Origin of the sequence: Rhodococcus sp. MTM3W5.2, from assembly GCF_001984015.1 — a bacterium.
Classification (GTDB): Bacteria; Actinomycetota; Actinomycetes; order Mycobacteriales; family Mycobacteriaceae; genus Rhodococcus_G; species Rhodococcus_G oryzae.
Map to the genome: position 1 here is coordinate 1,504,336 of NZ_CP019572.1, position 22,866 is coordinate 1,527,201.

A 22,866-nucleotide genomic window follows, 5' to 3' on the forward strand; every position below is an offset into this window, starting at 1 on the left:
GTACGAAAATCCAGGTCTTAGGAGAGATCAGTGATTCAGCAGGAGTCGCGACTGCGCGTCGCCGACAACACGGGTGCCAAGGAGATTCTCTGCATCCGCGTTCTCGGCGGTTCGTCTCGTCGCTACGCCGGGATCGGCGACATCATCGTCGCCACCGTCAAGGACGCCATCCCGGGTGGAAACATCAAGAAGGGCGAGGTCGTCAAGGCCGTCATCGTCCGTACCACCAAGGAGCGCCGCCGTCCGGACGGCTCGTACATCAAGTTTGATGAGAACGCTGCCGTTCTCATCAAGCCTGATCACGATCCCCGTGGCACCCGCATCTTCGGACCCGTTGGTCGTGAGCTGCGCGACAAGAAGTTCATGAAGATCGTCTCGCTCGCCCCGGAGGTGCTGTGATGAAGGTGCACAAGGGTGACACCGTTCTGGTCATCGCCGGCAAGGACAAGGGCGCCAAGGGCAAGGTCATCCAGGCCTTCCCGGCGACCGAGAAGGTCCTCGTCGAGGGCGTGAACCGGATCAAGAAGCACACCGCGGTCTCCGCGAACGAGCGTGGCGCCTCCTCCGGCGGCATCGTGACGCAGGAAGCCCCGATCCACGTGTCGAACGTGCAGGTCGTGGACTCGGACGGTAACGCCACTCGCGTGGGCTACCGCACCGATGAGAACGGCAAGCGGGTTCGGATCTCCCGTAAGAACGGGAAGGACATCTGAGATGACTAGCACTGAGAACAAGATCGTTCCCCGTCTGAAGACCCGCTACCGCGCCGAGATCAAGGACGCGCTGAACGCGGAGTTCGAGTACGCGAACGTCATGCAGATCCCCGGCGTGGTCAAGGTCGTCGTCAACATGGGTGTCGGTGACGCCGCCCGCGACGCGAAGCTGATCAACGGCGCGGTCAACGACCTCGAACTGATCACCGGCCAGAAGCCCGAGATCCGCAAGGCCCGCAAGTCCATCGCGCAGTTCAAGCTGCGTGAGGGCATGCCCATCGGCGCGCGCGTCACCCTCCGTGGCGACCGCATGTGGGAGTTCCTCGATCGCCTGGTCAGCATCGCGCTGCCCCGTATCAGGGACTTCCGCGGCCTGTCCGGCAAGCAGTTCGACGGCAACGGCAACTACACCTTCGGTCTCAACGAGCAGTCGATGTTCCACGAGATCGATGTGGACAAGATCGATCGCCCGCGCGGTATGGACATCACCGTCGTGACGACCGCGACCAACAACGAAGAAGGCCGTGCCCTGCTCAAGCACCTCGGCTTCCCGTTCAAGGAGAACTGAGCCATGGCGAAGAAGGCACTGGTCAACAAGGCCAACAAGAAGCCCAAGTTCGCGGTGCGCGCCTACACCCGCTGCCAGCGGTGCGGCCGTCCCCACTCGGTGTTCCGCAAGTTCGGCCTGTGCCGAATCTGCGTTCGCGAGATGGCGCACGCGGGCGAGCTGCCTGGCGTTCACAAGAGCTCCTGGTAGCCAAACACTTCTGGCTTGCATCCGTGAGCCAGTCCAAAGGAAAACCCCTTCGCTGTAGGCCCACGACCGGGCAGGCGCTCCACGAGTGCCGACCCCGGTGTTGCATGGGAACCGCTGCGAGAAAGGTGAACAGGTCAACCCCATGACCATGACCGATCCAATCGCAGACTTCTTGACGCGTCTGCGCAACGCCAACTCGGCGTACCACGACGAGGTGAAGCTTCCCCACTCGAAGATCAAGGCGAACATCGCCGAGATCCTCAAGCGCGAGGGCTACATCTCCGATTTCCGTACCGAGGACGCCGAGGTGGGCAAGACCCTCATCGTCGACCTGAAGTACGGACCCAGCCGTGAGCGCAGCCTCGCGGGTGTCCGGCGCGTTTCCAAGCCCGGCCTCCGGGTTTACGCGAAGTCCACCAACCTGCCCAAGGTCCTGGGCGGCCTCGGCGTGGCGATCATCTCCACGTCCTCCGGCCTGCTCACGGATCGTCAGGCGGCCAAGCAGGGCGTCGGCGGCGAAGTCCTCGCCTACGTCTGGTAAGGGAGGCCACCAAATGTCGCGTATTGGAAAGATTCCGGTCACCGTCCCCGCGGGCGTTGACGTCACCATCGAAGGCCAGAACGTCTCGGTCAAGGGCCCCAAGGGCACCCTGGCGCTGACGATCTCCGAGCCGATCAGCGTTGCCAAGAGCGAGGACGGTGCCCTTCTGGTCACCCGTCCGGACGACGAGCGTCGCAGCCGCGCGCTGCACGGCCTCTCGCGCACCCTTGTCGCCAACCTGATCACCGGTGTCACCGAGGGCTACACCACGAAGATGGAGATCCACGGCGTGGGTTACCGCGTCGCGCTCAAGGGCAAGGACCTCGAGTTCGCACTGGGTTACAGCCACCCGGTGCCGATCGAGGCCCCCGAGGGCATCACCTTCGTCGTCGAGTCGCCCACCCGGTTCTCGGTCTCGGGTATCGACAAGCAGAAGGTCGGCCAGATCTCGGCCAACATCCGTCGTCTCCGCCGTCCGGACCCGTACAAGGGTAAGGGCGTGCGTTACGAGGGTGAGCAGATCCGCCGCAAGGTCGGAAAGACGGGTAAGTGATATGAGCCAGACTGCAAACCAGAAAGCCAAGCGGATCCCGCTGGGCAAGGATGCGTCCACCACGCGTCGTCTCTCGAAGACGCGTCGTCACTTCCGTCTGCGCAAGAAGGTCTCGGGCACGCCCGAGCGTCCGCGCCTGGTCGTGAACCGGTCCTCGCGCCACATCCACGTCCAGCTCGTGGACGACCTGGCCGGCCGTACCCTGGCCGCCGCGTCGACCATCGAGCCGGACCTGCGTGCGGCCGAGGGCGACAAGAAGGCCCTGAGCGCGAAGGTCGGTCAGCTGATCGCCGAGCGCGCGAAGGCAGCCGGCGTCGAGGCTGTGGTCTTCGACCACGGTGGCCACGGCTACCACGGTCGCATCGCGGCCCTGGCGGACGCTGCTCGCGAAGGCGGGTTGAAGTTCTGATGATGAAGTTCACGAATGGAAGGACAGTCTGATGCCGGGACGTCAGAGGCGTGACGGCGGCAGCGGACCCGCCGGACAGAATGGCCCCAACACCGGGGACAACCGCGGCGGCGGCGATCGCCGTGGCGGCGGTCGTGACGATCGTCGTGGCGGCCAGGCGGCCCCGAAGTCGGACCACATCGAGCGCGTTGTCACCATCAACCGCGTGTCGAAGGTCGTCAAGGGTGGTCGTCGCTTCAGCTTCACCGCCCTCGTGATCGTGGGCGACGGCAACGGACTCGTTGGCGTCGGCTACGGCAAGGCCAAGGAAGTTCCCGCGGCCATCCAGAAGGGTGTCGAGGAGGCTCGCAAGAGCTTCTTCCGCGTTCCGATGATCGGCGGCACCATCACTCACCCATCCAGGGTGAGGCGGCTGCCGGTGTGGTCATGCTCCGTCCGGCCAGCGCCGGTACCGGTGTCATCGCCGGTGGCGCGGTGCGTGCCGTGCTCGAGTGCGCGGGTATCCACGACATCCTGTCGAAGTCGCTCGGTAGCGACAACGCAATCAACGTCGTTCACGCGACCGTCGCCGCCCTCAAGGGCCTCCAGCGTCCCGAGGAGGTGGCCGCTCGCCGCGGACTGCCGATCGAGGACGTGGCCCCGGCCGGCATGCTGCGTGCACGTGCGGGACAGGGAGTCTGAGATGGCTGAACTTAAGGTCACCCAGGTAAAGAGCTCGATCGGTACCAAGAAGAACCAGCGCGACAGCCTGCGCACCCTCGGTCTGAAGGGCATCCGTCAGACCGTCGTCCGCGAGGACAACGCGCAGAACCGTGGCCTGGTCAACGTGGTCCGCCACCTCGTCACAGTTGAGGAGGTCTAACCATGACCATCAAGTTGCACCACCTGCGCCCCGCCCCCGGTGCCAAGTCCGACAAGATCCGCGTCGGTCGAGGCGAGGGCGGCAAGCGAGGTAAGACCGCAGGTCGCGGCACGAAGGGCACCAAGGCCCGCAAGAACGTGCCCGCAGCCTTCGAGGGTGGACAGATGCCGCTGCACATGCGTCTGCCCAAGCTCAAGGGATTCAAGAACCCGTTCCGGACCGAGTACCAGGTCGTCAACGTGGGCGATATCGCCCGGCTGTTCCCCAATGGTGGGACCATCGGCGTTGCCGAGCTCGTCGAGGCAGGCGCGGTTCGCAAGAACCAGCTCGTGAAGGTCCTCGGCGACGGAGAGCTCACGGTGTCCGTTCAGGTCACCGCGAACAAGTTCACCGGTGCCGCCAAGGAGAAGATCGCCGCTGCCGGTGGGACGACCACCGAGCTGTGATCCACCAGTAGGTCGAGACCGATGGCCGCAGCGCATCCCGAAGGGGCGTGCTGCGGCCATTTGTCTAACCTGACTCACACGGTCTATCGGGGCTGAGTGAACGGGTGCCACTGCTAGTGTTCTAAAGTTCATTTCGCCTCGTGAGCGATCCCGCTCGCGTTCTGCCAGTGCCAGGAGGATCTTTGCTTTCCGCCTTCGTCTCGGCCCTCAGGACTCCCGACCTGAGGCGGAAGATTCTCTTCGCCCTCGGCATCATCGCGTTGTACCGGTTCGGTGCGACGCTGCCGTCGCCCGGCGTCGACTACTCGAACGTCAAGACCTGTATCGATCAGATCTCCGGCGGTGAGTCGGCGGGCATCTACTCGCTGATCAACCTGTTCTCCGGTGGCGCGTTGCTGCAGCTGTCGGTGTTCGCGATCGGCATCATGCCGTACATCACGGCGAGCATCATCGTGCAGCTGCTGACCGTGGTCATCCCCAGGTTCGAGGAACTCCGCAAGGAGGGCCAGTCGGGCCAGGCGAAGATGACCCAGTACACGCGATACCTGTCGATCGCGTTGGCCATCCTCCAGTCCACCGGCATCGTCGCGCTCGCAGCGCGCGGTCAGCTGTTGCAGGGCTGCCAGGAAGACATCATCGCCGACCAGTCCATCTTCGGCCTGGTGACCATCGTCCTGGTGATGACGGCCGGTGCGGCCCTGGTGATGTGGTTCGGTGAGCTGATCACCGAGCGCGGCGTCGGCAACGGCATGTCGTTGCTCATCTTCTCGGGTATCGCCTCGCGCATGCCTGCTGAGGGTGGGGCGATCCTCGACAGCCGCGGCGGACTGATCTTCGCGATGGTCTGTGTCGCGGCACTAGCCCTCATCGCGGGCGTGGTCTTCGTCGAGCAGGGCCAGCGGCGCATCCCTGTGCAGTACGCCAAGCGGATGGTCGGCAGGAAGATGTACGGCGGCTCGTCGACGTACCTGCCGCTGAAGGTCAACCAGGCCGGCGTCATCCCGGTGATCTTCGCGTCGTCGCTGCTGTACCTGCCGAACCTGATCGCCCAGCTGACCGGCGCGAGCACTGCCACCGACCCGAGCTGGTGGCAGCGGTTCATCCAGGAGTACCTGGTCAACCCGAGCAACCCGGTCTACATCCTCATCTACTTCCTGCTCATCGTCTTCTTCACCTACTTCTACGTCGCGATCACCTTCAATCCCGAAGAGCGCGCGGACGAGATGAAGAAGTTCGGTGGCTTCATCCCGGGCATCCGGCCCGGCCGCCCGACGGCGGACTACCTCAACTACGTGCTCAGCCGCATCACGCTGCCGGGCGCCATCTACCTCGGTCTCATCGCGGTGCTTCCCAACTTCTTCCTCAGCGGAAGTGCGGGTAGCAGCATCTTCGGTGGTGCGGCAGTGCTGATTCTCGTCAGCGTCGGCCTCGACACCGTCAAGCAGATCGAGAGTCAACTCATGCAGCGCAACTACGAAGGGTTCCTCAAGTGAGACTTGTCCTCCTTGGTCCTCCCGGTGCCGGTAAGGGCACTCAGGCCGCCATCCTGTCGGAAAAGCTCGGCGTTCCGCACATCTCCACGGGCGACCTGTTCCGCGCCAACATCGGACAGCAGACGGCGCTTGGGCTCGAGGCGAAGAAGTACCTCGACGCGGGCGACCTGGTGCCCAGTGAGATCACGAACAACATGGTTCGCGCCCGGGTCTCCGAGCCGGACGCCGTGAACGGTTTCCTGCTCGACGGATTCCCCCGCACGGTCGATCAGGCGCAGGCGCTCGAGGGCATCCTCGGCGAGCTGAACGCCAAGCTCGACGGCGTGCTCGCGTTCGAGGTCGACGACGACGTCGTGGTGGAGCGGATGCTCGCTCGTGGTCGCGCGGACGACACGGAAGACGTGATCAGGAACCGGATGCGTGTCTACCGCGAGGAGACCGCCCCGCTGCTGGACCACTACGCGGGTCAGATCGTCACCGTCGACGCCGTCGGCGAGGTCGACGAGGTCAACGCGCGCGCACTCGCCGCGCTCGGTAAGTAAGAGGCAGTCGTGGGGTTTCGTCGTAAGAAGGTCGTTCCCTTCCGCACCGCGGGCGAGCTGGACGCGATGGCGGCGGCAGGCGCCGTCGTCGGAGCGACACTCGTCGCGGTGCGCAATGCGGCGAAACCCGGCGTGAGCACCCTCGAGCTCGATCAGCTGGCCGAGCAGACCATCCGTGACGCGGGTGCCGTGCCGTCGTTCCTCGGGTACCACGGGTTCACCGGTTCGATCTGCTCGTCGGTGAACGACCGTGTGGTGCACGGGATCCCGTCGGCCGAGGATGTTCTGGTCGAGGGTGACCTGGTGTCCATCGACTGCGGTGCGATCCTCGACGGTTGGCACGGCGACTCCGCATGGACCTTCGGTGTCGGCTCGATCATCGAGGCCGACGAGCTGCTCAGCGAGGCGACAAGGCTGTCGATGGAGGCGGGTATCGCGGCGATGATCGCAGGTAATCGTCTCACCGACGTCTCGCACGCGATCGAGCAGGGCACCCTGGCCGCTGCGAAGGCCCACGGCCGCAAGTACGGCATCGTCGACGGCTACGGCGGTCACGCCATCGGCCGCGAGATGCACATGGATCCGTTCCTGCCGAACGAGGGGGCGCCAGGCAAGGGGCCCGAACTCGTCATCGGCTCCGTATTGGCCATCGAGCCGATGCTGACCCTTGGCACCCACGAGACCGTGGTGCTCGAGGACGACTGGACCGTCGTGACCACCGATGGATCCAGGGCCGCGCACTGGGAGCACACCGTCGCGGTCACGGAGGACGGTCCGCGGATCCTGACGCTCCGCCCCGAATAGGCGCACACCATCCCAGCGGGCATCCGCGGTCGACTCCGACCGTGGGTGCCCGTTCTGGTTTCGGGGGCAGGTGGATCCGGGCCCGGGCGCGACTTGCCTAAGGGAGTGTTAGGAAAGCCGCGGAGGCCTTCCCGCCCTTTGTGACAGCGACCACAGTATCTCCGAGTGGCGCAAAGGGGCGTCCGGAAGGAGATCTGATGAGCACGACAAAGAACGTCGGTGAGCGGAGAGTCGTCGCCAACGTGCTGCGTGGGTCGATCGGCAACCTGGTCGAGTGGTACGACTGGTACGTCTACGCAGCGTTCAGCGTGTACTTCGCGAAGGCGTTCTTCCCGGAGGGGGAGCCGACCGCCCAGCTGCTGTCCACCGCGGCCGTGTTCGCCGTCGGATTCCTGATGCGCCCCCTCGGCGGCTGGGCGCTCGGTCGCTACGCGGACAAGTTCGGCAGGCGGTCCGCGCTCACCCTGTCGGTGACGGTGATGGCGGCGGGGTCGCTGATGATCGCGCTGACTCCGGGCTTCGCCACGATCGGTATCGCGGCTCCCGTGCTGCTGCTCCTCGCGCGTCTGCTGCAGGGTCTCTCCGTCGGTGGTGAGTACGCCACCAGCGCGACTTACCTGTCGGAGGTGGCCTCGCCCGGCAAGCGTGGGTTCTATTCGAGCTTCCAGTACGTGACGCTCGTGGCCGGCCAGCTCACGGCCCTCGGCGTGCAGATCGTGCTGCAGCAGGTGTTGACCTCCGAGCAGATGTACAGCTGGGGCTGGCGGATCCCGTTCCTGATCGGCGCCACCGGCGCGGTGGTGGTGATGCTGCTTCGCCGTGGCATGGACGAGTCGGAGTCGTTCCGGGCCGAGACCGCGCGAAACGCGCAGGCGCCCGCGGAGTCTCGAGGCTCGCTGCGTGTCCTGCTGCAGTACCCGCGTGAGTGCCTGCTGGTGGTCGGGCTGACGATCGGCGGCACCGTCGCGTTCTACACGTACACCACGTACATGCAGAAATTCATGATCAACACCTCCGGTATCTCGAAGACGACGGTCGCGTGGATCAACTTCGTCGCGCTGCTCGCGTTCGTGGTGCTGCAGCCGCTGGCCGGGGCGCTGTCGGACCGCATCGGCAGGCGCAAGCTGCTGATCTTCTTCGGTATCGGCGGCACGGTGCTGACGGTGCCGATCATGACGGTGCTGGCACAGACAACCAATCCGGTCGCCGCGTTCGGTCTGATGATGCTCGCGCTGGTATTGGTCACCGGCTACACCTCCATCAACTCGATCGTGAAGGCCGAGCTGTTCCCGACGAAGATCCGGGCCCTCGGCGTCGGGCTCCCGTACGCGTTGACCGTGGCGATCTTCGGCGGCACCGCCGAGTTGATCGCGCTCGGACTGAAGAAGGCCGGCCACGAGTCGCTGTTCTTCTGGTACGTCGCCGGTTGCGTGGCCATTTCGCTGATCACCTACTTCTTCATGCGGGAAACTTCGGCGCAGTCCACCATTGAGGCAGAGGCAGAGGCCGGTGCCGCCGCCGGAGCCGATGCACGGGACAGGGAGATCGTTGGCGTTCACAACTGACCGCACGCTGCGCCCGCCGACCCTTCTCCGGAGCGGGGGGAGGGTCGGCGCGTGCGGATAGCGGTGGTGGAGGACGACGACGGGGTCGGCGAGGCATTGGTCGAGGCCCTCGGGGCCCGCGGCCACGTCGCCGAGCGCATGCGGCGCGGCTCGGACCTGCTCGTGGCGCACCGCGGATTCGACGCGGTGATCCTCGATCTTGGCCTGCCCGACGCGGACGGCCTGCAGGTGCTGCGGCAGCTGCGTGAGGTGAGCTCGGTCCCGGTCCTCATCCTCACCGCGCGCAGCGACGAGCGGTCGATCGTTCGCGGTCTGCGCGGTGGCGCCGACGACTATCTGGTGAAGCCGCCGCGCATCGCGGAGCTCACCGCGCGGCTGGACACCGTCACCAGGCGCGCTGCGCAGGCACCGTCGCCCGACCGCGCCGCAGACGTGGTGGTCACCGGTGACGTCCGGGTGGACCGGCGCGCGCGCATCGTCGAGGTGGACGGGGTGGACATCGGGCTGACGCAGAAGGAGTTCGCACTGGTGGAGGTGCTCGTCGAGCGGCCGGGGTCCGCGGTGAGCAGGCAGCAGCTGATGGACCGGGTCTGGGGCGACGCGTTCGTCGCCGTCTCACGGTCGCTGGACGTGCACATGACCGGTCTGCGATCGAAGCTGAACCGTCCGGGACTGATCACGACGATCAGAGGATTCGGTTACCGGTGGGGTTCGTGACGGGAAGGGAGACCCCGCGATGCGCCGACGTCTGCTCGCCGCGCTGACGGGGTTCGCCGCCCTCGCGGTGCTGGCGTTCGCGGTGCCGCTGACGCTGACCGTCGCCACCAACCGCACGCAACAGCTCGTGCTGGCGCGCAGCGGGGACGCGGACAGGTTCGCCTTGCTCTCCGGTGACGCGGTGGGATCGGGTGACCCGAGAGCCCTTGCCGACGAGGTGGCGCGGTACTCGGAGCTCTACTCCGAGGGAGTGCTCGTCGTCGACGCGCGGGGCGCCGTGGTGGTCGAGGCCGGCCTCGAGCGGAGCGAGCCCGCCATCGGTGACGCCGTCGCGGCCGCCCGCCGTAACCAGCGGCCCGCCGTGACCGACCGGCTGATGCCGTGGAGCGCGCCCGCCATGCTGGTGGCCCGGCCGGTCGGCACCGGCGTCCAGGTGGACGGCGCGGTGGTGATCGAGGCGTCCACCGAACGCGCGCGAACGGACATCACGCGGGCGTGGGCGGTGATCGCGGCCGGAGCGGTGGTCGCGATGGCCGTGTTCACGGCCCTGGCGCTGGTGTTGAGCCGGTGGGTCCTGCGACCGCTCGGGGAACTGTCCGACGGGGTCGCAGCGCTGACCGCGACCCTGCCTGCCCCGCGGCACGGGCAGGGTTCGCCCGCCTCGATCGCGCGGCGCTACGGCGGGCCGCCTGAGGTCCGCGAACTGACCGAGTCCTTCGATGCGATGGCGGCGGCGGTCGCCGACTCGGCCGAGGCGCAGCGGCAGCTGGTGGCGGACACCGCGCATGCGATGCGTAATCCGCTGGCGGCCCTCACGATCCGGCTGGATTCGCTGGAGACCTCGATCCCGGACCGCGCGGCGGCCACCTTCCGCGGCGCCGCCGCCGAGGTCGACCGGCTCACGTCTCTTCTCGATGGTCTGCTGGCACTCGCGGTCGCCGAGAGCGCGACCGGGTTCGCTCCTGCCGAACCGGCCTCGACGGTGGCTGAACGCTGCGATCCCGCGTCGGTTGCCCACGAACGGGTCGACGCCTGGCATCACGCGTTCGCGCGGGCGGGTGTGGAGCTCATGCTGGTCGACCTCGGGCCGTCACACGAGGCGGCGGTCTCGCCCGACGTCCTGGCGCAGATCCTGGATGTCCCCTTGAGCAACGCGTGCCGATACGCGGGGCAGGGGCGCACACCCGGATCACCGTGTCCACGGAGCCGGGATGGACGCGGATCGAGATCGCGGACGACGGGGTCGGCGTGTCCATCGAGGAGGTCGACCTCCTCGACACCCGGTTCTTCCGGGGCACGAGTGCGGCAGGCGGGCCAGCTGGGGGCTCAGGGCTCGGCCTGCCCATCGCGCGGGCCCTGACCCGGGCGAACCGGGGCACGATGACGATCGCCAGGGTCTCCCCGCACGGGCTCGCCGTCAGTGTTCGGCTGCCCACGGCGGACCTGGGACGCGCAGGCAACGCATCCGGCGACGGGTCGGCGTCGTGATCACCCGGCGCGGGTTCCTTGCCCTTGCGGCCACGGGCGCGCTGGCCGCCGCGGCCGGGTGCGGCTCGCGATCGGGTCCCGCGGTCGTGCGGATCGCGTCCGGCGAGTACGGCGGTTTGTATCACGCCTTCGCCGGGCTGCTGGCCCGTGCGGCCGCCGAGACCGACGACCTGCGGATCGAGCCGGTGGTCACCAGCGGATCCCGCGAGAACCTCGACCTGCTGGCCCGCGGTGAGGTGGACCTGGCCCTGACACTCGCGGACTCGGTCGATCCGATGACGGTCGGCGCCGTGGCCATCGGTCGGGTGTACGAGAACTACCTCCAGTTGGTGGTCCGTGCGGACAGCCCGGTCGAGGCGGTGCAGGACCTACGGGGAATGCGGGTGAACCTGGGCGCGGAGGGTTCCGGGGCCGCGCTGACCGGGGATCGCCTGATGATCGCGGCCGGGCTGGATCCCGCCTCGGAGCTCACCGTCACCCACCTGCCGTTGGATGCGGCGACCGAGGCGCTCGAGGTCGGCTCCATCGATGCACTGCTCTGGGCGGGTGGGGTGCCGACCGCGGCATTGGACATTCCCGCCCGCATGCGACTGGTGGACCTGTCCGAGCTGGTTTCGCCGATGAGGGACCGGTTCGGGCAGGTGTACGACCCGGTGACGATCCCCGCGGACGCGTACCCGGGCGGCCCCGCAGTCGGCACGGTCGGGGTCGCGAACCTGTTGCTGGCGGCCGAGGGTCTGGCCGATGTGCTGGCGGCGGAGGTGGTCGACCTGCTGCTGTACCGGGCCGCCGATCTGGTCCCCCGGAGGCGTCGGGCACCCAGTTCCTCGACGGCCGCTCATTGATCACCACCGCTGGGGTTCCGCTGCACCCGGGTGCAGCCGAGGCCTACCGCCGCTGGCACGGGTGAGGATCGGATCGAGGCGCCTCACGCCTCGAGCAGCAGGGTGACGGGGCCGTCGTTGACCGAATTGACGCGCATGTGCGCGCCGAAGTGTCCGGTCTGGACGTCCGCGCCCAGCCCGCGCAGGGCGTCGGCGAACGCGTCCACCAGCGGCTCGGCCACGGCGCGCGGTGCGGCGGCGGACCAGGAAGGGCGCCGACTCTTGCGGGTGTCCGCGAGCAGCGTGAACTGGCTGACCACCAGGATCGGCGCGCCGATATCGGAGGCCGAGCGCTCGTCGTCCAGGATGCGGAGCTTCCACACCTTCGCGGCGAGGGCGTCCGCGACCGCGGGATCGTCGCCGTGGCCGACGCCGAGCAGGACCAGCAGCCCCTGACCGTCCGGGGCGATGCTCGCGACGGTGTGACCGTCGACCTCCACGGCCGCCTCGGTGACCCGTTGCACCACCGCGCGCACTCTTCACATCCCTTCGGGGTCGGGGGTGAGTCAACCCGCATTTGGCCTGGTGAGCGAACTCCGGTAAGCTAGATCAACGGTGCGCCCTGCGTGCCGGTCGTTTCGTGCGTCTGTGCGGCTCGCCGGTTCTCTACCGCGTGCGCATCACCGTAACGGAGAACGATGCCCACCAACGGATCGCGGAGGATATGGCTAAGAAAGACGGGGCCATCGAGGTCGAGGGACGCGTAGTCGAACCGCTGCCCAATGCAATGTTCCGCATTGAGCTCGAGAACGGCCACAAGGTCCTCGCGCACATCAGCGGGAAGATGCGTCAGCACTACATTCGCATCCTGCCGGAAGACCGTGTCGTCGTAGAGCTGTCGCCCTATGACCTCTCTCGCGGTCGCATCGTCTACCGGTACAAGTAACACACACTTCCCGGGCCACATCTGGCCTGGGGAAATCATGTCCACCCACCGGTGGGCGACCACACAGGAGATTAGACAGACGTGAAGGTTCAGCCCAGCGTCAAGAAGATCTGCGAGAAGTGCAAGGTGATCCGTCGTAACGGCCGGGTCATGGTCATCTGCGACAACCTGCGTCACAAGCAGCGTCAGGGATAACCACCTGCACGACTTGCGATCGGCTTGTCCGACGCAACTGAAAAGAAGACCTCTCAGCACCAGCCAGGATGACGGCCAACGGGTTTCGGCTCGAGCAGCACATCCGGGTGCACCCCCGGCACGGAGGCCGGGGCCCCACTGAGTTAGTTGAAAGACGCTCTGAGCGATCAGAGGACACAGGGGACGGACTGGGAGCAGACCTCCGCACACCGATAGGAAATGCCAACATGGCACGTCTCGCAGGTGTTGATCTTCCTCGCGAAAAGCGTATGGAGATCGCACTGACCTACATCTACGGCGTCGGCCGTACCCGCTCCAAGGAGATCCTCGCGGCCACCGGTGTCAACCCGGACCTGCGCAGCAAGGACCTCAGTGACGAGGATCTGACCAAGCTCCGCGAGTACATCGAGGAGTCGCTGAAGGTCGAGGGTGACCTTCGCCGCGAGGTTCAGGCGGACATTCGTCGCAAGATCGAGATCGGCTGCTACCAGGGCCTGCGCCACCGTCGTGGTCTGCCCGTGCGTGGACAGCGCACCAAGACCAACGCGCGCACCCGCAAGGGCCCCAAGCGCACCATTGCCGGCAAGAAGAAGGCGAAGTAATGCCCCCTAAGTCACGCACCGGTCCGAAGAAGACCCAGAAGGCACGTCGCAGGGACAAGAAGAACGTCCCGCACGGCGCCGCTCACATCAAGAGCACCTTCAACAACACCATCGTGTCCATCACGGACCCGGCCGGCAACGTCATCTCGTGGGCGTCCTCGGGCCACGTGGGCTTCAAGGGTTCGCGTAAGTCGACCCCGTTCGCCGCTCAGCTGGCCGCCGAGAGCGCTGCCCGCAAGGCGCAGGAGCACGGCGTGAAGAAGGTCGACGTCTTCGTCAAGGGCCCCGGCTCGGGACGCGAGACCGCGATCCGCTCGCTGCAGGCTGCTGGCCTCGAGGTCGGCACCATCTCCGATGTCACCCCTCAGCCGCACAACGGCTGCCGTCCGCCCAAGCGGCGTCGGGTCTAGCGGGAAGGAAAGGTTTAGAAAATGGCACGTTATACCGGCCCCATCACCCGCAAGTCGCGTCGTCTGCGCGTCGACCTCGTCGGAGGAGACCAGGCGTTCGAGCGTCGCCCCTACCCGCCGGGCCAGCACGGCCGCGCGCGGATCAAGGAGAGCGAGTACCTGCTCCAGCTGCAGGAGAAGCAGAAGGCTCGCTTCACCTACGGCGTCATGGAGAAGCAGTTCGTCCGCTACTACAAGGAAGCGGTGCGTCGCCCGGGTAAGACCGGCGAGAACCTGCTGCGCATCCTCGAGACCCGTCTCGACAACGTCGTGTACCGCGCCGGACTGGCCCGTACCCGTCGTCAGGCCCGCCAGCTCGTCAGCCACGGCCACCTTCTCGTGAACAACAAGAAGGTCGACATCCCGAGCTACCGCGTTTCTCAGTACGACATCATCGATGTCAAGGAGAAGTCGCTGAGCACGCTGCCGTTCCAGGTTGCCCGCGAGACCGTCGGCGACCGTCCGGTTCCCGGCTGGCTGCAGGTCGTTCCGGGTCGCCTCCGCGTCCTGGTCCACAATGTGCCCGAGCGCGCGCAGATCGACGTTCCGCTGCAGGAGCAGCTGATCGTGGAGCTGTACTCGAAGTAATGCCTTGTGCCCCGTGCGCCTTTCCGACAGCCCCGGCTGGGGGAAGGCGCACGGGTGCCGGAGGCGCCATCCATCGTGGGCGTCAAATAGCGGACGTCCGTACAGGAGGAAAACCACATGCTCATTTCTCAGCGACCCACGCTGACCGAAGAGGTCATCGCTGACAACCGCTCGAAGTTCGTCATCGAGCCCCTTGAGCCCGGCTTCGGGTACACCCTCGGCAACTCGCTTCGCCGCACCCTGCTGTCGTCGATCCCCGGCGCTGCTGTCACCAGCATCCGTATCGACGGCGTCCTGCACGAGTTCACCACCGTTCCCGGCGTGAAGGAAGATGTCACCGACATCATCCTGAACCTCAAGGGCCTGGTCGTGAGCTCCGAAGAGGACGAGCCGGTCACCATGTACGTCCGCAAGCAGGGCCCCGGTGCCGTGACTGCAGGCGACATCGTGCCCCCGGCCGGCGTCACGGTGAACAACCCGGATCTGCACATCGCCACCCTGAACGACAAGGGCAAGCTGGAGATCGAGCTCGTCGTCGAGCGCGGTCGCGGCTATGTCCCCGCCGTCCAGAACAAGGCGTCCGGCGCCGAGATCGGCCGTATCCCGGTCGACTCGATCTACTCGCCGGTGCTCAAGGTCACCTACAAGGTGGAGGCCACCCGCGTCGAGCAGCGCACCGACTTCGATCGGCTCGTGCTGGACGTGGAGACCAAGAACTCCATCACTGCTCGGGACGCGCTCGCCTCGGCGGGCAAGACCCTGGTTGAGCTCTTCGGCCTGGCCCGTGAGCTGAACGTCGAAGCAGAAGGCATCGAGATCGGACCCTCGCCCGCCGAGGCCGATCACATCGCTTCCTTCGGACTGCCGATCGAGGACCTGGACCTCACCGTCCGTTCCTACAACTGCCTCAAGCGCGAGGGTGTTCACACCGTCGGCGAGCTGGTTGGTCGCACGGAGTCCGATCTGCTGGACATCCGCAACTTCGGTCAGAAGTCCATCGACGAGGTGAAGGTCAAGCTGCATTCGCTCGGCCTTGCCCTCAAGGACAGCCCGGCCTCCTTCGATCCGACCACCGTTGCCGGCTACGACGCCGCCACCGGTACCTGGAGCGACACGGACGCCGGAGCCTTCAGCGACGCCGAGGGCAACGACCAGGACTACGCCGAGACCGAACAGCTGTAGTCAGCTCACCGGTTCCTTACTAGGAGATTCATCATGCCCAAGCCCAAGAAGGGTGCTCGCTTCGGCGGGTCGGCTTCGCACCAGAAGGCGATCTACGCCAATCTGGCCACCGCGCTCTTCGAGCACGGTCGTATCACCACCACCGAGGCCAAGGCCAAGGCCGTGCGGCCCTACGCCGAGAAGCTCATCACGCACGCGAAGGCCGGCACGCTGGCTCACCGTCGTGAGGTGCTCAAGGTCATCCGCAACAAGGATGTCGTGCACACCCTGTTCGCGGAGATCGGTCCGTTCTACGCGGAGCGCGATGGCGGCTACACCCGCATCATCAAGACCGTCCCCCGCAAGGGTGACAACGCTCCGATGGCGATCATCGAGCTCGTCAAGGAGCAGACCGTCACCTCCGAGGCCGATCGCGCGCGTCGCGTGAAGGCTTCGCAGGAGGCCCCGGCCGAGAACGTCGTGGAGGCCGTCGAGGCCGAGGCGACCGAGGCCGAGGTCGAGAACGCGGACGCAGTCGTGGAGGCTCTCGAGGACGAGACCGCCACCGCCGCCGACGCGGACGAGGCCAAGAAGGACTAACGCTGAACGCGTCAGAACCTCGCAACGAACCCGTCGCCCCCTCCGGGGGTGGCGGGTTCGTTCGCTATCGCCTCGATGTGACCTATGACGGCACCGACTTCTCCGGCTGGGCGCGCCAGCCCGGGCTCCGGACCGTGTGTGGGGTGCTCGAGCAGGCATTGTCGACCGTGTTCCGCGAACCGGTCGAACTGACCGTCGCCGGACGGACCGATGCGGGCGTGCACGCGGCCGGACAGGTCGCGCACATGGACCTCGCGGCGCCGTTGGACGACCCCAGCCGGCTGGTTCGCCGATTCGCGCGGTTCCTGCCGCCGGACGTCCGGATCAAGGCGGTCACCGCGGTGCCCGCCGAGTTCGACGCCCGGTTCTCGGCGATCCGCAGGCACTACGAATACCGCATCAGCACCGCGAAGTACGGCGTCGAGCCGTTGCGGGCCCGCGACACCGTCTCGGTGCCGAAGGACCTGGACCTCGACGCGATGAGCCGGGCGTCGGCCGGGCTGCTCGGCCTGCACGACTTCGCCGCGTTCTGCAGGCGGCGCGACGGCGCCACCACCGTGCGGGAGTTGCAGCGCTTCGACTGGGTTCGCGACGGCGACATCGTCATCGCGCACGTCAGCGCGGATGCCTTCTGCTGGTCGATGGTTCGCAGCCTGGTCGGCGCGATGCTGGCGGTGGGCGAGGGCCGCCGCAGCGTCGAGTGGACGGTCGGGCTGTTGGCGCAGCGCGAGCGGTCGAGTTCGGTGCTGGTCGCGCCCGCGCACGGGCTGAGCCTGGTGCGGGTCGACTACCCGGCCGACGAGGATCTCGCCGAGCGCAACGCCGTCACCCGTGAGGTGCGGGCTGTGCCAGGCGGCTGCTGCGGCGACTGATCGCCGAGTGTGCAGTTACCGAGGCATCGGCCGAGAGGGCGGGTCGGTAACTGCACACTCGGCGGGCTGCGGTGCGGACAACGGCGAGCGTCGGCCGCCGGCGCCGCCGAGCCGGGCGAGCGCGATGCCGCCGAGCAGCCCCGCACCACCGATGATCTGGACGGGCGTCATCGATTCGCCGAGCATGATCCACGAGGCGATGACGGCGAACAGCACCTCGGTCAGCAGGATCAGCGAGGTCAACGTCGGCCCGATCCGGGCGACCGCAGCGCTGCCCGACAGGTATGCGACGACGGTGCTCACGAGGATCAGCAGGGCGAGCGGGACGAACCACGCCAACTCGACCGACCCCAGCGTCGTGTCCGCGGCCGTCACGCTCAGCGGCAGCACCCCGATCAGTCCGACGCAGCCGATCGCGACGGCGCCGACACTCATCCCGGTCGCGGTCAGCACCAGCGGGCTGAACGTGTCGGAGGTTCGGTCCGAGATGACGAAGAAGCAGGCCAGGCAGACCATCGAGATGGTCGACCACGCGACGCCCGCGAGGCTGACCTCGACGGACCCGAACAGGTCGAGCACGCCAACCGCGCCCGCAAGCGCCAGCCCCGTGCCGAGCAGGGTCACCGGGCCGGGGCGCTCGCCCCGAGTCGCCCACGCCCAGCCGATGACCAGTAGCGGCGCGAGGAACTGGATCATCAGCGCGACGCCGACCGAGAGGTACTGCAGCGCCAGGAAGAAGCTGGCCTGAACGCCCGCCACTGCCATCAGGCCGTACAGCACGATCGTCTTGGCGTGCCGGTGCGCGGTGCGCAGTCCGGACGGATCGGCGATCGCGGCGATGACCAGCATCACGACGGCGGCCCCGGCAATCCGCGCGAGGACCGTGCCGCCGGGGGACCAGCCGACACCCATCAGCGACTTGGCGAACGGGCCCGACAGCCCGAAGGTGAAGGCGGAGAGCACGCTCAGGGCGGTGCCGGTCCGGATGGACACGGCCGCACTGCTGCGCATGTCGGTGTCTCCTGTCATGAGTGAAGATCGATCAGTCGAATTATCGCAGCCGGGCAGGGCCCGCGACGCGGCGCAGATCGTGAACGCTGGTGCACCGGGAGGCGAAGGCGACCTCGACCGGCCGCATCAACGCGTGGCACCCGATCGTGATTCGGTGCTGATCGACCTGTCCCGCAACAGGTCCCGGCGGCAATTCGGTGCGGAAATTTGTGGGAACCGGGAGAACGGGCGGCGGTCAGCCCAGCTGCGCGACGCCCTCGATCACGGTCATCACCACGGTTTCGGCGTTGTGCCGGGCGACCGATTTGTTCACCTTGACCCGGATGACGCCGCCGTCCTTGCGCACCAGATCGACGTCGGCCGACAGGCCGAGTTGCTCGCCGTTGATCAACTGGGTGTGTCCGCGATTGTGTTCTTCGATGAGGCTCGGATGGACGAATTGGCGCGGACCCAGGGTGCGTGCCTCGGGCAGTGAATACCCGAGGAGGTCTGCGAAGGCCCGGTTGACGTCGACAACGTGATCGTCGCTCTTGTGCACTATCACCGGCATGTTGACGTTGTGGATGAGTGATCGATAGTGGGCACCACTGATCGCACTCACGGAACTCGAAGACACCCGCGACCTCCCGACTGGTCTGCGCACGCACTCGATCCAACGTTGTGGATCGTTCAACCAATGTGACAGCGGGGGAAGTGTAAGTGCAACGTGATGGGCGACACATCGGGTTTCTGTGTATAGAGCACCGAAGTGGTCTTGCTCCGGTCAGCCAGCCAGTGTTCGGGCGATCACGAGGCGCTGAATCTGATTGGTGCCCTCGAAGATCTGGGTGATCTTGGCTTCGCGCATGTAACGCTCGACCGGGAAGTCCTGGGTGTAGCCGTAGCCGCCGAAGACCTGGACCGCGTCGGTGGTGACCTTCATGGCGGCGTCGGTGGCGATCAGCTTGGCCACACTCGCCTGGCGTGAGTACGGCAACCCGGCGTCGCGTCGTCGCGCGGCGTCGATGTAGGTGGCGCGCGCGGAGTCCACGGCGGCGGCCATGTCGGCGAGCAGGAAGCCGAGACCCTGGTGGTCGATGATCCGCTTGCCGAACGCCTTGCGCTCCTTGGCATATGCGACCGCGTCGTCGAGCGCGCCCTGGGCGAGCCCGACCGCGACCGCGGCGATACCGAGGCGGCCTGAGTCCAGCGCGCTGAAGGCGATCGGCAGGCCCTGTCCTTGCGCTCCGATCAGTCGCTCCTGCGGGACGAAGGCGTCGTCGTAGTGGGCGGACGTGGTGGGGACGGCGCGCAGCCCCATCTTCTCCTCGGGCTTGCCGAAGCTCAGTCCCTCGGTGCCGGAGTCCACCAGCAGGCAGGAGATGCCGCGCGGACCGTCGTCGCTGGTGCGCGCGAACAGAGTGTAGAAGTCGGCGCGGCCACCGTTCGTGATCCAGGCCTTGGATCCGTTGATCCGGAAACCGCCGTCGACGGGCGTCGCCTTGCAGCTCAGCGCGGCAGCGTCGGAGCCGGCCTGCGGCTCGGAGAGGCTGTACGCGCCGATGGTGTTGCCGCCCAGCATGTCCGGAAGCCACCGGGACTTCTGCTCGTCGGTGCCGTGGGTGGCCAGCGCAAAGCAGGAGAGGCTGTGCACGCTGGTCGCGACGGCGACGGCGGCCCACCGCGCGGCGAGTTCCTCGAGCACCTGCAGGTAGACCTCGTACGGCTGGTTGCCGCCGCCGAACTCCTCGGGATACGGCAGGCTCAGCAGCCCGGCCTGCCCGAGGGCCGGGAAGACGCCCTCGGGGAAGGTCTCGGTCTTCTCGTGCTCGTTCACCTTCGGTGCCAGCACCTTGTCTGCGACGTCACGGGTCAGTTCGATCAGGTCGCGGGCTTCCTGGCTGGGCAGCAGGCGTTCGACGGGCACGGCGGTCTCCTCCGGTGAGTAGTACTAGAAAAGATACTGCAGTACTGTTAGAGGTATGGCAACCCGGTCCAGTGCCCCGGCCGTGCGTGGCGCCGCGCGGCGGGCACAGCTGCTCGATCAGCTCGTCGTCCTGCTCTTGGAGGAGGGCTTCGTCCACCTGACGCTCGACGACATCGCGGGCCGGTTGCGGTGTTCGAAGTCGACGCTGTACGCGCTCGCTGACAGCAAGGAGCAGCTGGTTCGCACCGCGACGGTGCACTTCTTTCGGGGTGCCACCGAGCGTGTGGAGTCCCGCCTCGACGGCGTCGTCGGCGCGCGCGAACGAATCGGGACCTACCTGGAGGCGGTGGGCGAGCAGCTCCGGCCGGCCTCGGCCCGCTTCATGGACGACCTCGCGAGCAACGCGGCGGCCCGCGAGATCTACGAACGCAATACCCGGTTCGCCGCCCGACGGGTGCAGGAACTGATCACGGAGGGGGTTCGGGAGGGCGAGTTCCGGGACGTCAATGCCGCCTTCGTCGCCGATGTGGCCGCGACGATGATGGTGCGCATCCAGCAGCGCCGGGTCGCGGAGTCAACGGGGCTCCCGGACGCCCAGGCATATCTCGAACTGGCGACGCTGCTCACCCACGGTCTCGCGGTATGAACCTCTGACCTGCAACTTCACAGTTGGACGAATGTCCGCGACCGCAATCATCTCAATTTGGCATCGCAGCGCGGTTGCGGTTGGTTATGGTTGCCGCATTTCGTGCGATCTGTAACCGGTTCTAGGTCTGGCTATGCATTCGCGCGGTCCCTGGATGCATGGAGGAACAAGAATGTCACATGCGGTGATGCGTCGTGCGGTGGCGGCGGTGAGTGGCGCGGCCCTTGCGGTGCTCGGTCTCGGGGTCGGTGTCGCGTCGGCGGCGCCGGGCTCGGTGACCTGGGACGACGGGAGCGAGCGGATCACCCGCACGATCAGTGACGTCACCCCGGCCGCGGGCGACATCATCACCTCGACGACCGCCTTCGACCGGACCGGTGGGGTTGTCGAGTACATCCAGCAGGTCAAGGACATTCATCCGCCGTGCCTGACCTATGTGGAGGGTTCCGCGAAGGTCGACGGCTCGCCGCGCGGCCTCGACAGTCAGGGCGCCGACTTCGCGAAGGTGGCGGGCAGCTGGGCGCTCTACCCGCACATCTCGCCGAACCTGCGGACCTTCGAGTTCTCCTACAAGGTGGGCGCCGACTGCGCCCGCGGCGTGCCGCTGATGACGACGGTGCACTACTCCGGAACGCTCGGCAGCGGCACCTACGACGGCAAGGGGCCGACGGTGTCGGTTTCCGAGACCGCAACCACGACGGCGCTGACGGTGCCTGCGACGGCGAATGTGGGTGCTGCGGTTGAGTTGAAGGCGACGGTTGCTCCGGCTGCCGCGGGTGGCACGGTGCAGTTCAAGGACGGTGCCGCGAACATCGGTGGTCCGGTCACCCTCAACGCCGGTGTGGCGACGCTGTCGCACACCTTTGATGCTGCGGGTGCGAAGTCGATCACCGCGGTGTATTCCGGTGGTGCCGGTTTCACCGGTTCGACCTCGGCCGCGGCGACGGTGACGGTGTCGGTGCCCGACGCAGCGACCACGACCACACTGACGGTGCCTGCGACGGCGAATGTCGGTGCTGCGGTTGAGTTGAAGGCGACGGTTGCTCCGGCTGCCGCTGCTGGCACGGTGCAGTTCAAGGACGGTGTCGCGAACATCGGTGGTCCGGTCACCCTCAACGCCGGTGTGGCGACGCTGTCGCACACCTTTGATGCTGCGGGTGCGAAGTCGATCACCGCGGTGTACTCCGGTGGTGCCGGTTTCACGGGTTCGACCTCGGCCGCGGCGTCGGTGACCGTGTCGGTTGCCGATGTCGCGACCTCGACTCAGTTGACTGTTCCGGCGACGGCGAATGTCGGTGCTGCGGTTGAGTTGAAGGCGACGGTTGCTCCGGCTGCCGCTGCTGGCACGGTGCAGTTCAAGGACGGCGCCGCGAACATCGGCGGCCCGGTTGTGGTCAACGGTGGCGTCGCGACGCTGTCGCACACGTTTGATGCTGCGGGTGCAAAGAGCATCACCGCGGTGTATTCGGGTGGTGCCGGGTTCACGGGTTCGACGTCTGCTGCGGCGACGGTGACAGTGTCGGTTGCCGATGTTGCGACCTCGACGCAGTTGACGGTTCCTGCGACGGCGTTCGTGGGTGCGCCTGCGGAGTTGAAGGCGACGGTGTCGCCCGCTCCCGCCGGTGGCACGGTGCAGTTCAAGAACGGTGATCTGGCATTGGGTGCTCCGGTGAATGTGGTGGACGGTAAGGCGGTTCTGTCGCATACGTTCGCTGCTGCTGGTTCGCATGCGATTTCGGCGGTGTTCTCGGGTGCTCCCGGTTTCCTGGGTTCGACCTCTGCGGTGCAGTCGGTGTCGGTTCCGGTTCCCGATGTGGTGACGTCGATCGTGTTGACGGCGCCTGCGACTGCGGATCGTGGTGTGGTGGTGGAGTTCTCGGCGGTTGTGTCGCCGACGCCGAATGGTGGCACGGTGCAGTTCAAGGACGGTTCGACCCCGATCGGTGGTCCGGTGAATGTGGTCGACGGTAAGGCGAAGTTGTCGCACACCTTCGATTCGCCGGGTGCTCATTCGATCTCGGCGACGTACTCCGGGTTTGCGGGTTTCTCGGGTGCGGGTTCTCAGGCGAGCACGGTGACGGTGGCCGGTGCTGGTGGCGGGTCGGTCGGTTCCAGCCAGTTCGGTTCCTGAATCTCTAGGTCTGTTTCGATCCAACAATGCTTTGTGCTGCAAATG

29 protein-coding genes and 3 pseudogenes are annotated in these 22,866 nt (G+C 66.8%); 28 read left to right on the top strand and 4 right to left on the bottom strand.

What is annotated here, in order from left to right:
* The first annotated feature begins 30 nt into the window (after positions 1-30).
* The 18 genes and pseudogenes from rplN to BTZ20_RS06915 all read left to right on the top strand — a co-directional run bounded on the left by rplN (position 31) and on the right by BTZ20_RS06915 (position 11,735).
* Positions 31-399 carry a 50S ribosomal protein L14 gene (rplN, locus tag BTZ20_RS06835; protein WP_027503159.1) on the top strand — a complete coding sequence of 123 codons (369 nt, stop codon included), beginning with the start codon at positions 31-33 and terminating at the stop codon, positions 397-399.
* Positions 399-713, top strand: coding sequence for a 50S ribosomal protein L24 (gene rplX / locus BTZ20_RS06840; RefSeq protein WP_027503160.1), 315 nt, complete (start codon positions 399-401; stop codon positions 711-713). The genes rplN and rplX overlap by 1 nt, the downstream gene beginning before the upstream one ends.
* Position 714: 1 nt before the next feature.
* Entirely contained in the window at positions 715-1,281 is a 567-nt protein-coding gene (gene rplE / locus BTZ20_RS06845; RefSeq protein WP_077040842.1) for a 50S ribosomal protein L5, read from the top strand.
* Positions 1,282-1,284: 3 nt separating this feature from the next.
* Entirely contained in the window at positions 1,285-1,470 is a 186-nt protein-coding gene (locus tag BTZ20_RS06850; protein ID WP_005239644.1) for a type Z 30S ribosomal protein S14, read from the top strand.
* Between the two features lie 142 nt (positions 1,471-1,612).
* Positions 1,613-2,011, top strand: coding sequence for a 30S ribosomal protein S8 (gene rpsH / locus BTZ20_RS06855; protein WP_050063876.1), 399 nt, complete (start codon positions 1,613-1,615; stop codon positions 2,009-2,011).
* Between the two features lie 13 nt (positions 2,012-2,024).
* Positions 2,025-2,564, top strand: a complete 540-nt coding sequence (gene rplF / locus BTZ20_RS06860; protein ID WP_027503162.1) for a 50S ribosomal protein L6 — start codon at positions 2,025-2,027, stop codon at positions 2,562-2,564.
* 1 nt (position 2,565) lies between these two features.
* Positions 2,566-2,973: a 50S ribosomal protein L18 gene (gene rplR, locus BTZ20_RS06865; RefSeq protein ID WP_077040843.1), complete on the top strand. Its 408-nt coding sequence runs from the start codon at positions 2,566-2,568 to the stop codon at positions 2,971-2,973.
* Positions 2,974-3,004: 31 nt separating this feature from the next.
* Positions 3,005-3,654, top strand: a pseudogene (gene rpsE / locus BTZ20_RS27805) (30S ribosomal protein S5).
* Position 3,655: 1 nt separating this feature from the next.
* A complete protein-coding gene (gene rpmD / locus BTZ20_RS27140) occupies positions 3,656-3,835 on the top strand; it encodes a 50S ribosomal protein L30 (RefSeq protein ID WP_027503165.1) in 180 nt (59 codons plus the stop codon).
* A 2-nt stretch (positions 3,836-3,837) separates the two neighbouring features.
* Positions 3,838-4,281, top strand: coding sequence for a 50S ribosomal protein L15 (gene rplO, locus BTZ20_RS06880; RefSeq protein ID WP_077040845.1), 444 nt, complete (start codon positions 3,838-3,840; stop codon positions 4,279-4,281).
* Between the two features lie 182 nt (positions 4,282-4,463).
* Positions 4,464-5,774, top strand: a complete 1,311-nt coding sequence (secY, locus tag BTZ20_RS06885; protein WP_077040846.1) for a preprotein translocase subunit SecY — start codon at positions 4,464-4,466, stop codon at positions 5,772-5,774.
* Positions 5,771-6,316, top strand: coding sequence for an adenylate kinase (locus tag BTZ20_RS06890; RefSeq protein WP_027503168.1), 546 nt, complete (start codon positions 5,771-5,773; stop codon positions 6,314-6,316). The genes secY and BTZ20_RS06890 overlap by 4 nt, the downstream gene beginning before the upstream one ends.
* 9 nt (positions 6,317-6,325) lie before the next feature.
* Positions 6,326-7,120 (top strand): type I methionyl aminopeptidase, encoded by a 795-nt coding sequence (gene map, locus BTZ20_RS06895; RefSeq protein WP_077040847.1) that lies wholly within the window; start codon positions 6,326-6,328, stop codon positions 7,118-7,120.
* Between the two features lie 197 nt (positions 7,121-7,317).
* On the top strand, positions 7,318-8,685 hold the full coding sequence (locus tag BTZ20_RS06900; RefSeq protein WP_077040848.1) for an MFS transporter: 1,368 nt from the start codon (positions 7,318-7,320) through the stop codon (positions 8,683-8,685).
* A gap of 51 nt (positions 8,686-8,736) precedes the next feature.
* Entirely contained in the window at positions 8,737-9,402 is a 666-nt protein-coding gene (locus BTZ20_RS06905; protein WP_077040849.1) for a response regulator transcription factor, read from the top strand.
* 790 nt (positions 9,403-10,192) lie between these two features.
* Positions 10,193-10,279: pseudogene (locus BTZ20_RS29385) on the top strand (hypothetical protein); the annotation flags it as partial.
* A gap of 317 nt (positions 10,280-10,596) precedes the next feature.
* Positions 10,597-10,779: pseudogene (locus tag BTZ20_RS29390) on the top strand (ATP-binding protein); the annotation flags it as partial.
* A gap of 107 nt (positions 10,780-10,886) precedes the next feature.
* Positions 10,887-11,735, top strand: a complete 849-nt coding sequence (locus BTZ20_RS06915) for a TAXI family TRAP transporter solute-binding subunit (RefSeq protein WP_223263660.1) — start codon at positions 10,887-10,889, stop codon at positions 11,733-11,735.
* 83 nt (positions 11,736-11,818) lie between these two features.
* On the opposite strand, the gene dtd is transcribed toward BTZ20_RS06915, so the two are convergent.
* Complete coding sequence (gene dtd / locus BTZ20_RS06920) at positions 11,819-12,250, bottom strand: D-aminoacyl-tRNA deacylase (protein ID WP_077040850.1); 432 nt, start codon at positions 12,248-12,250, stop codon at positions 11,819-11,821.
* A 188-nt stretch (positions 12,251-12,438) separates the two neighbouring features.
* Between dtd and infA the strand changes: the two genes are divergently transcribed.
* The 8 genes from infA (at position 12,439) to truA (ending at position 17,127) form a co-directional block, all read left to right on the top strand.
* Positions 12,439-12,660, top strand: a complete 222-nt coding sequence (gene infA / locus BTZ20_RS06925) for a translation initiation factor IF-1 (protein ID WP_003418601.1) — start codon at positions 12,439-12,441, stop codon at positions 12,658-12,660.
* A gap of 81 nt (positions 12,661-12,741) precedes the next feature.
* Complete coding sequence (gene rpmJ / locus BTZ20_RS06930) at positions 12,742-12,855, top strand: 50S ribosomal protein L36 (RefSeq protein ID WP_025347279.1); 114 nt, start codon at positions 12,742-12,744, stop codon at positions 12,853-12,855.
* Between the two features lie 227 nt (positions 12,856-13,082).
* Positions 13,083-13,457: a 30S ribosomal protein S13 gene (gene rpsM, locus BTZ20_RS06935; RefSeq protein ID WP_027503171.1), complete on the top strand. Its 375-nt coding sequence runs from the start codon at positions 13,083-13,085 to the stop codon at positions 13,455-13,457.
* Positions 13,457-13,867 (top strand): 30S ribosomal protein S11, encoded by a 411-nt coding sequence (rpsK, locus tag BTZ20_RS06940; protein ID WP_077040851.1) that lies wholly within the window; start codon positions 13,457-13,459, stop codon positions 13,865-13,867. Before rpsM ends, rpsK begins: the two co-directional genes overlap by 1 nt.
* A 21-nt stretch (positions 13,868-13,888) precedes the next feature.
* Positions 13,889-14,494 (top strand): 30S ribosomal protein S4, encoded by a 606-nt coding sequence (rpsD, locus tag BTZ20_RS06945; RefSeq protein ID WP_077040852.1) that lies wholly within the window; start codon positions 13,889-13,891, stop codon positions 14,492-14,494.
* Positions 14,495-14,611: 117 nt separating this feature from the next.
* Complete coding sequence (locus BTZ20_RS06950; RefSeq protein WP_077040853.1) at positions 14,612-15,676, top strand: DNA-directed RNA polymerase subunit alpha; 1,065 nt, start codon at positions 14,612-14,614, stop codon at positions 15,674-15,676.
* Positions 15,677-15,709: 33 nt separating this feature from the next.
* Positions 15,710-16,255 carry a 50S ribosomal protein L17 gene (gene rplQ / locus BTZ20_RS06955; protein ID WP_077040854.1) on the top strand — a complete coding sequence of 182 codons (546 nt, stop codon included), beginning with the start codon at positions 15,710-15,712 and terminating at the stop codon, positions 16,253-16,255.
* 2 nt (positions 16,256-16,257) lie between these two features.
* A complete protein-coding gene (gene truA / locus BTZ20_RS06960; RefSeq protein WP_077040855.1) occupies positions 16,258-17,127 on the top strand; it encodes a tRNA pseudouridine(38-40) synthase TruA in 870 nt (289 codons plus the stop codon).
* Positions 17,128-17,142: 15 nt separating this feature from the next.
* On the opposite strand, the gene BTZ20_RS06965 is transcribed toward truA, so the two are convergent.
* From BTZ20_RS06965 to BTZ20_RS06975, 3 genes are all read right to left on the bottom strand, one after another.
* Positions 17,143-18,138, bottom strand: a complete 996-nt coding sequence (locus tag BTZ20_RS06965) for an EamA family transporter (RefSeq protein WP_077043539.1) — start codon at positions 18,136-18,138, stop codon at positions 17,143-17,145.
* A 235-nt stretch (positions 18,139-18,373) separates the two neighbouring features.
* The gene (locus tag BTZ20_RS06970; protein ID WP_145982238.1) at positions 18,374-18,754 is read right to left on the bottom strand and encodes a PAS domain S-box protein; all 381 of its coding nucleotides are present in this window, start codon (positions 18,752-18,754) and stop codon (positions 18,374-18,376) included.
* A gap of 147 nt (positions 18,755-18,901) precedes the next feature.
* Positions 18,902-20,044: an acyl-CoA dehydrogenase family protein gene (locus BTZ20_RS06975; RefSeq protein ID WP_077040857.1), complete on the bottom strand. Its 1,143-nt coding sequence runs from the start codon at positions 20,042-20,044 to the stop codon at positions 18,902-18,904.
* A gap of 55 nt (positions 20,045-20,099) precedes the next feature.
* On the opposite strand from BTZ20_RS06975, the gene BTZ20_RS06980 reads away from it, so the two are divergent.
* Both BTZ20_RS06980 and BTZ20_RS06985 read left to right on the top strand, forming a co-directional pair.
* Complete coding sequence (locus BTZ20_RS06980) at positions 20,100-20,690, top strand: TetR/AcrR family transcriptional regulator (RefSeq protein WP_077040858.1); 591 nt, start codon at positions 20,100-20,102, stop codon at positions 20,688-20,690.
* Positions 20,691-20,862: 172 nt separating this feature from the next.
* On the top strand, positions 20,863-22,821 hold the full coding sequence (locus BTZ20_RS06985; RefSeq protein ID WP_223263662.1) for an Ig-like domain-containing protein: 1,959 nt from the start codon (positions 20,863-20,865) through the stop codon (positions 22,819-22,821).
* The last annotated feature ends 45 nt before the right edge of the window (positions 22,822-22,866 follow it).

Excerpts from the sequence above, each read along its gene's own strand:
- BTZ20_RS06850 (WP_005239644.1), top strand. The coding sequence starts at position 1,285 with ATGGCGAAGAAGGCACTGGTCAACAAGGCCAACAAGAAGCCCAAGTTC.
- rplF (WP_027503162.1), top strand. The coding sequence starts at position 2,025 with ATGTCGCGTATTGGAAAGATTCCGGTCACCGTCCCCGCGGGCGTTGAC.
- BTZ20_RS06985 (WP_223263662.1), top strand. The coding sequence starts at position 20,863 with ATGTCACATGCGGTGATGCGTCGTGCGGTGGCGGCGGTGAGTGGCGCG.
- BTZ20_RS06965 (WP_077043539.1), bottom strand. The coding sequence starts at position 18,138 with ATGCGCAGCAGTGCGGCCGTGTCCATCCGGACCGGCACCGCCCTGAGC.
- rpmD (WP_027503165.1), top strand. The coding sequence starts at position 3,656 with ATGGCTGAACTTAAGGTCACCCAGGTAAAGAGCTCGATCGGTACCAAG.
- rplX (WP_027503160.1), top strand. The coding sequence starts at position 399 with ATGAAGGTGCACAAGGGTGACACCGTTCTGGTCATCGCCGGCAAGGAC.
- infA (WP_003418601.1), top strand. The coding sequence starts at position 12,439 with ATGGCTAAGAAAGACGGGGCCATCGAGGTCGAGGGACGCGTAGTCGAA.
- rplR (WP_077040843.1), top strand. The coding sequence starts at position 2,566 with ATGAGCCAGACTGCAAACCAGAAAGCCAAGCGGATCCCGCTGGGCAAG.
- rplO (WP_077040845.1), top strand. The coding sequence starts at position 3,838 with ATGACCATCAAGTTGCACCACCTGCGCCCCGCCCCCGGTGCCAAGTCC.
- rplQ (WP_077040854.1), top strand. The coding sequence starts at position 15,710 with ATGCCCAAGCCCAAGAAGGGTGCTCGCTTCGGCGGGTCGGCTTCGCAC.
- rplE (WP_077040842.1), top strand. The coding sequence starts at position 715 with ATGACTAGCACTGAGAACAAGATCGTTCCCCGTCTGAAGACCCGCTAC.
- rpsD (WP_077040852.1), top strand. The coding sequence starts at position 13,889 with ATGGCACGTTATACCGGCCCCATCACCCGCAAGTCGCGTCGTCTGCGC.
- rpsH (WP_050063876.1), top strand. The coding sequence starts at position 1,613 with ATGACCATGACCGATCCAATCGCAGACTTCTTGACGCGTCTGCGCAAC.
- BTZ20_RS06980 (WP_077040858.1), top strand. The coding sequence starts at position 20,100 with ATGGCAACCCGGTCCAGTGCCCCGGCCGTGCGTGGCGCCGCGCGGCGG.
- BTZ20_RS06900 (WP_077040848.1), top strand. The coding sequence starts at position 7,318 with ATGAGCACGACAAAGAACGTCGGTGAGCGGAGAGTCGTCGCCAACGTG.
- rpsM (WP_027503171.1), top strand. The coding sequence starts at position 13,083 with ATGGCACGTCTCGCAGGTGTTGATCTTCCTCGCGAAAAGCGTATGGAG.
- BTZ20_RS06950 (WP_077040853.1), top strand. The coding sequence starts at position 14,612 with ATGCTCATTTCTCAGCGACCCACGCTGACCGAAGAGGTCATCGCTGAC.
- rpsK (WP_077040851.1), top strand. The coding sequence starts at position 13,457 with ATGCCCCCTAAGTCACGCACCGGTCCGAAGAAGACCCAGAAGGCACGT.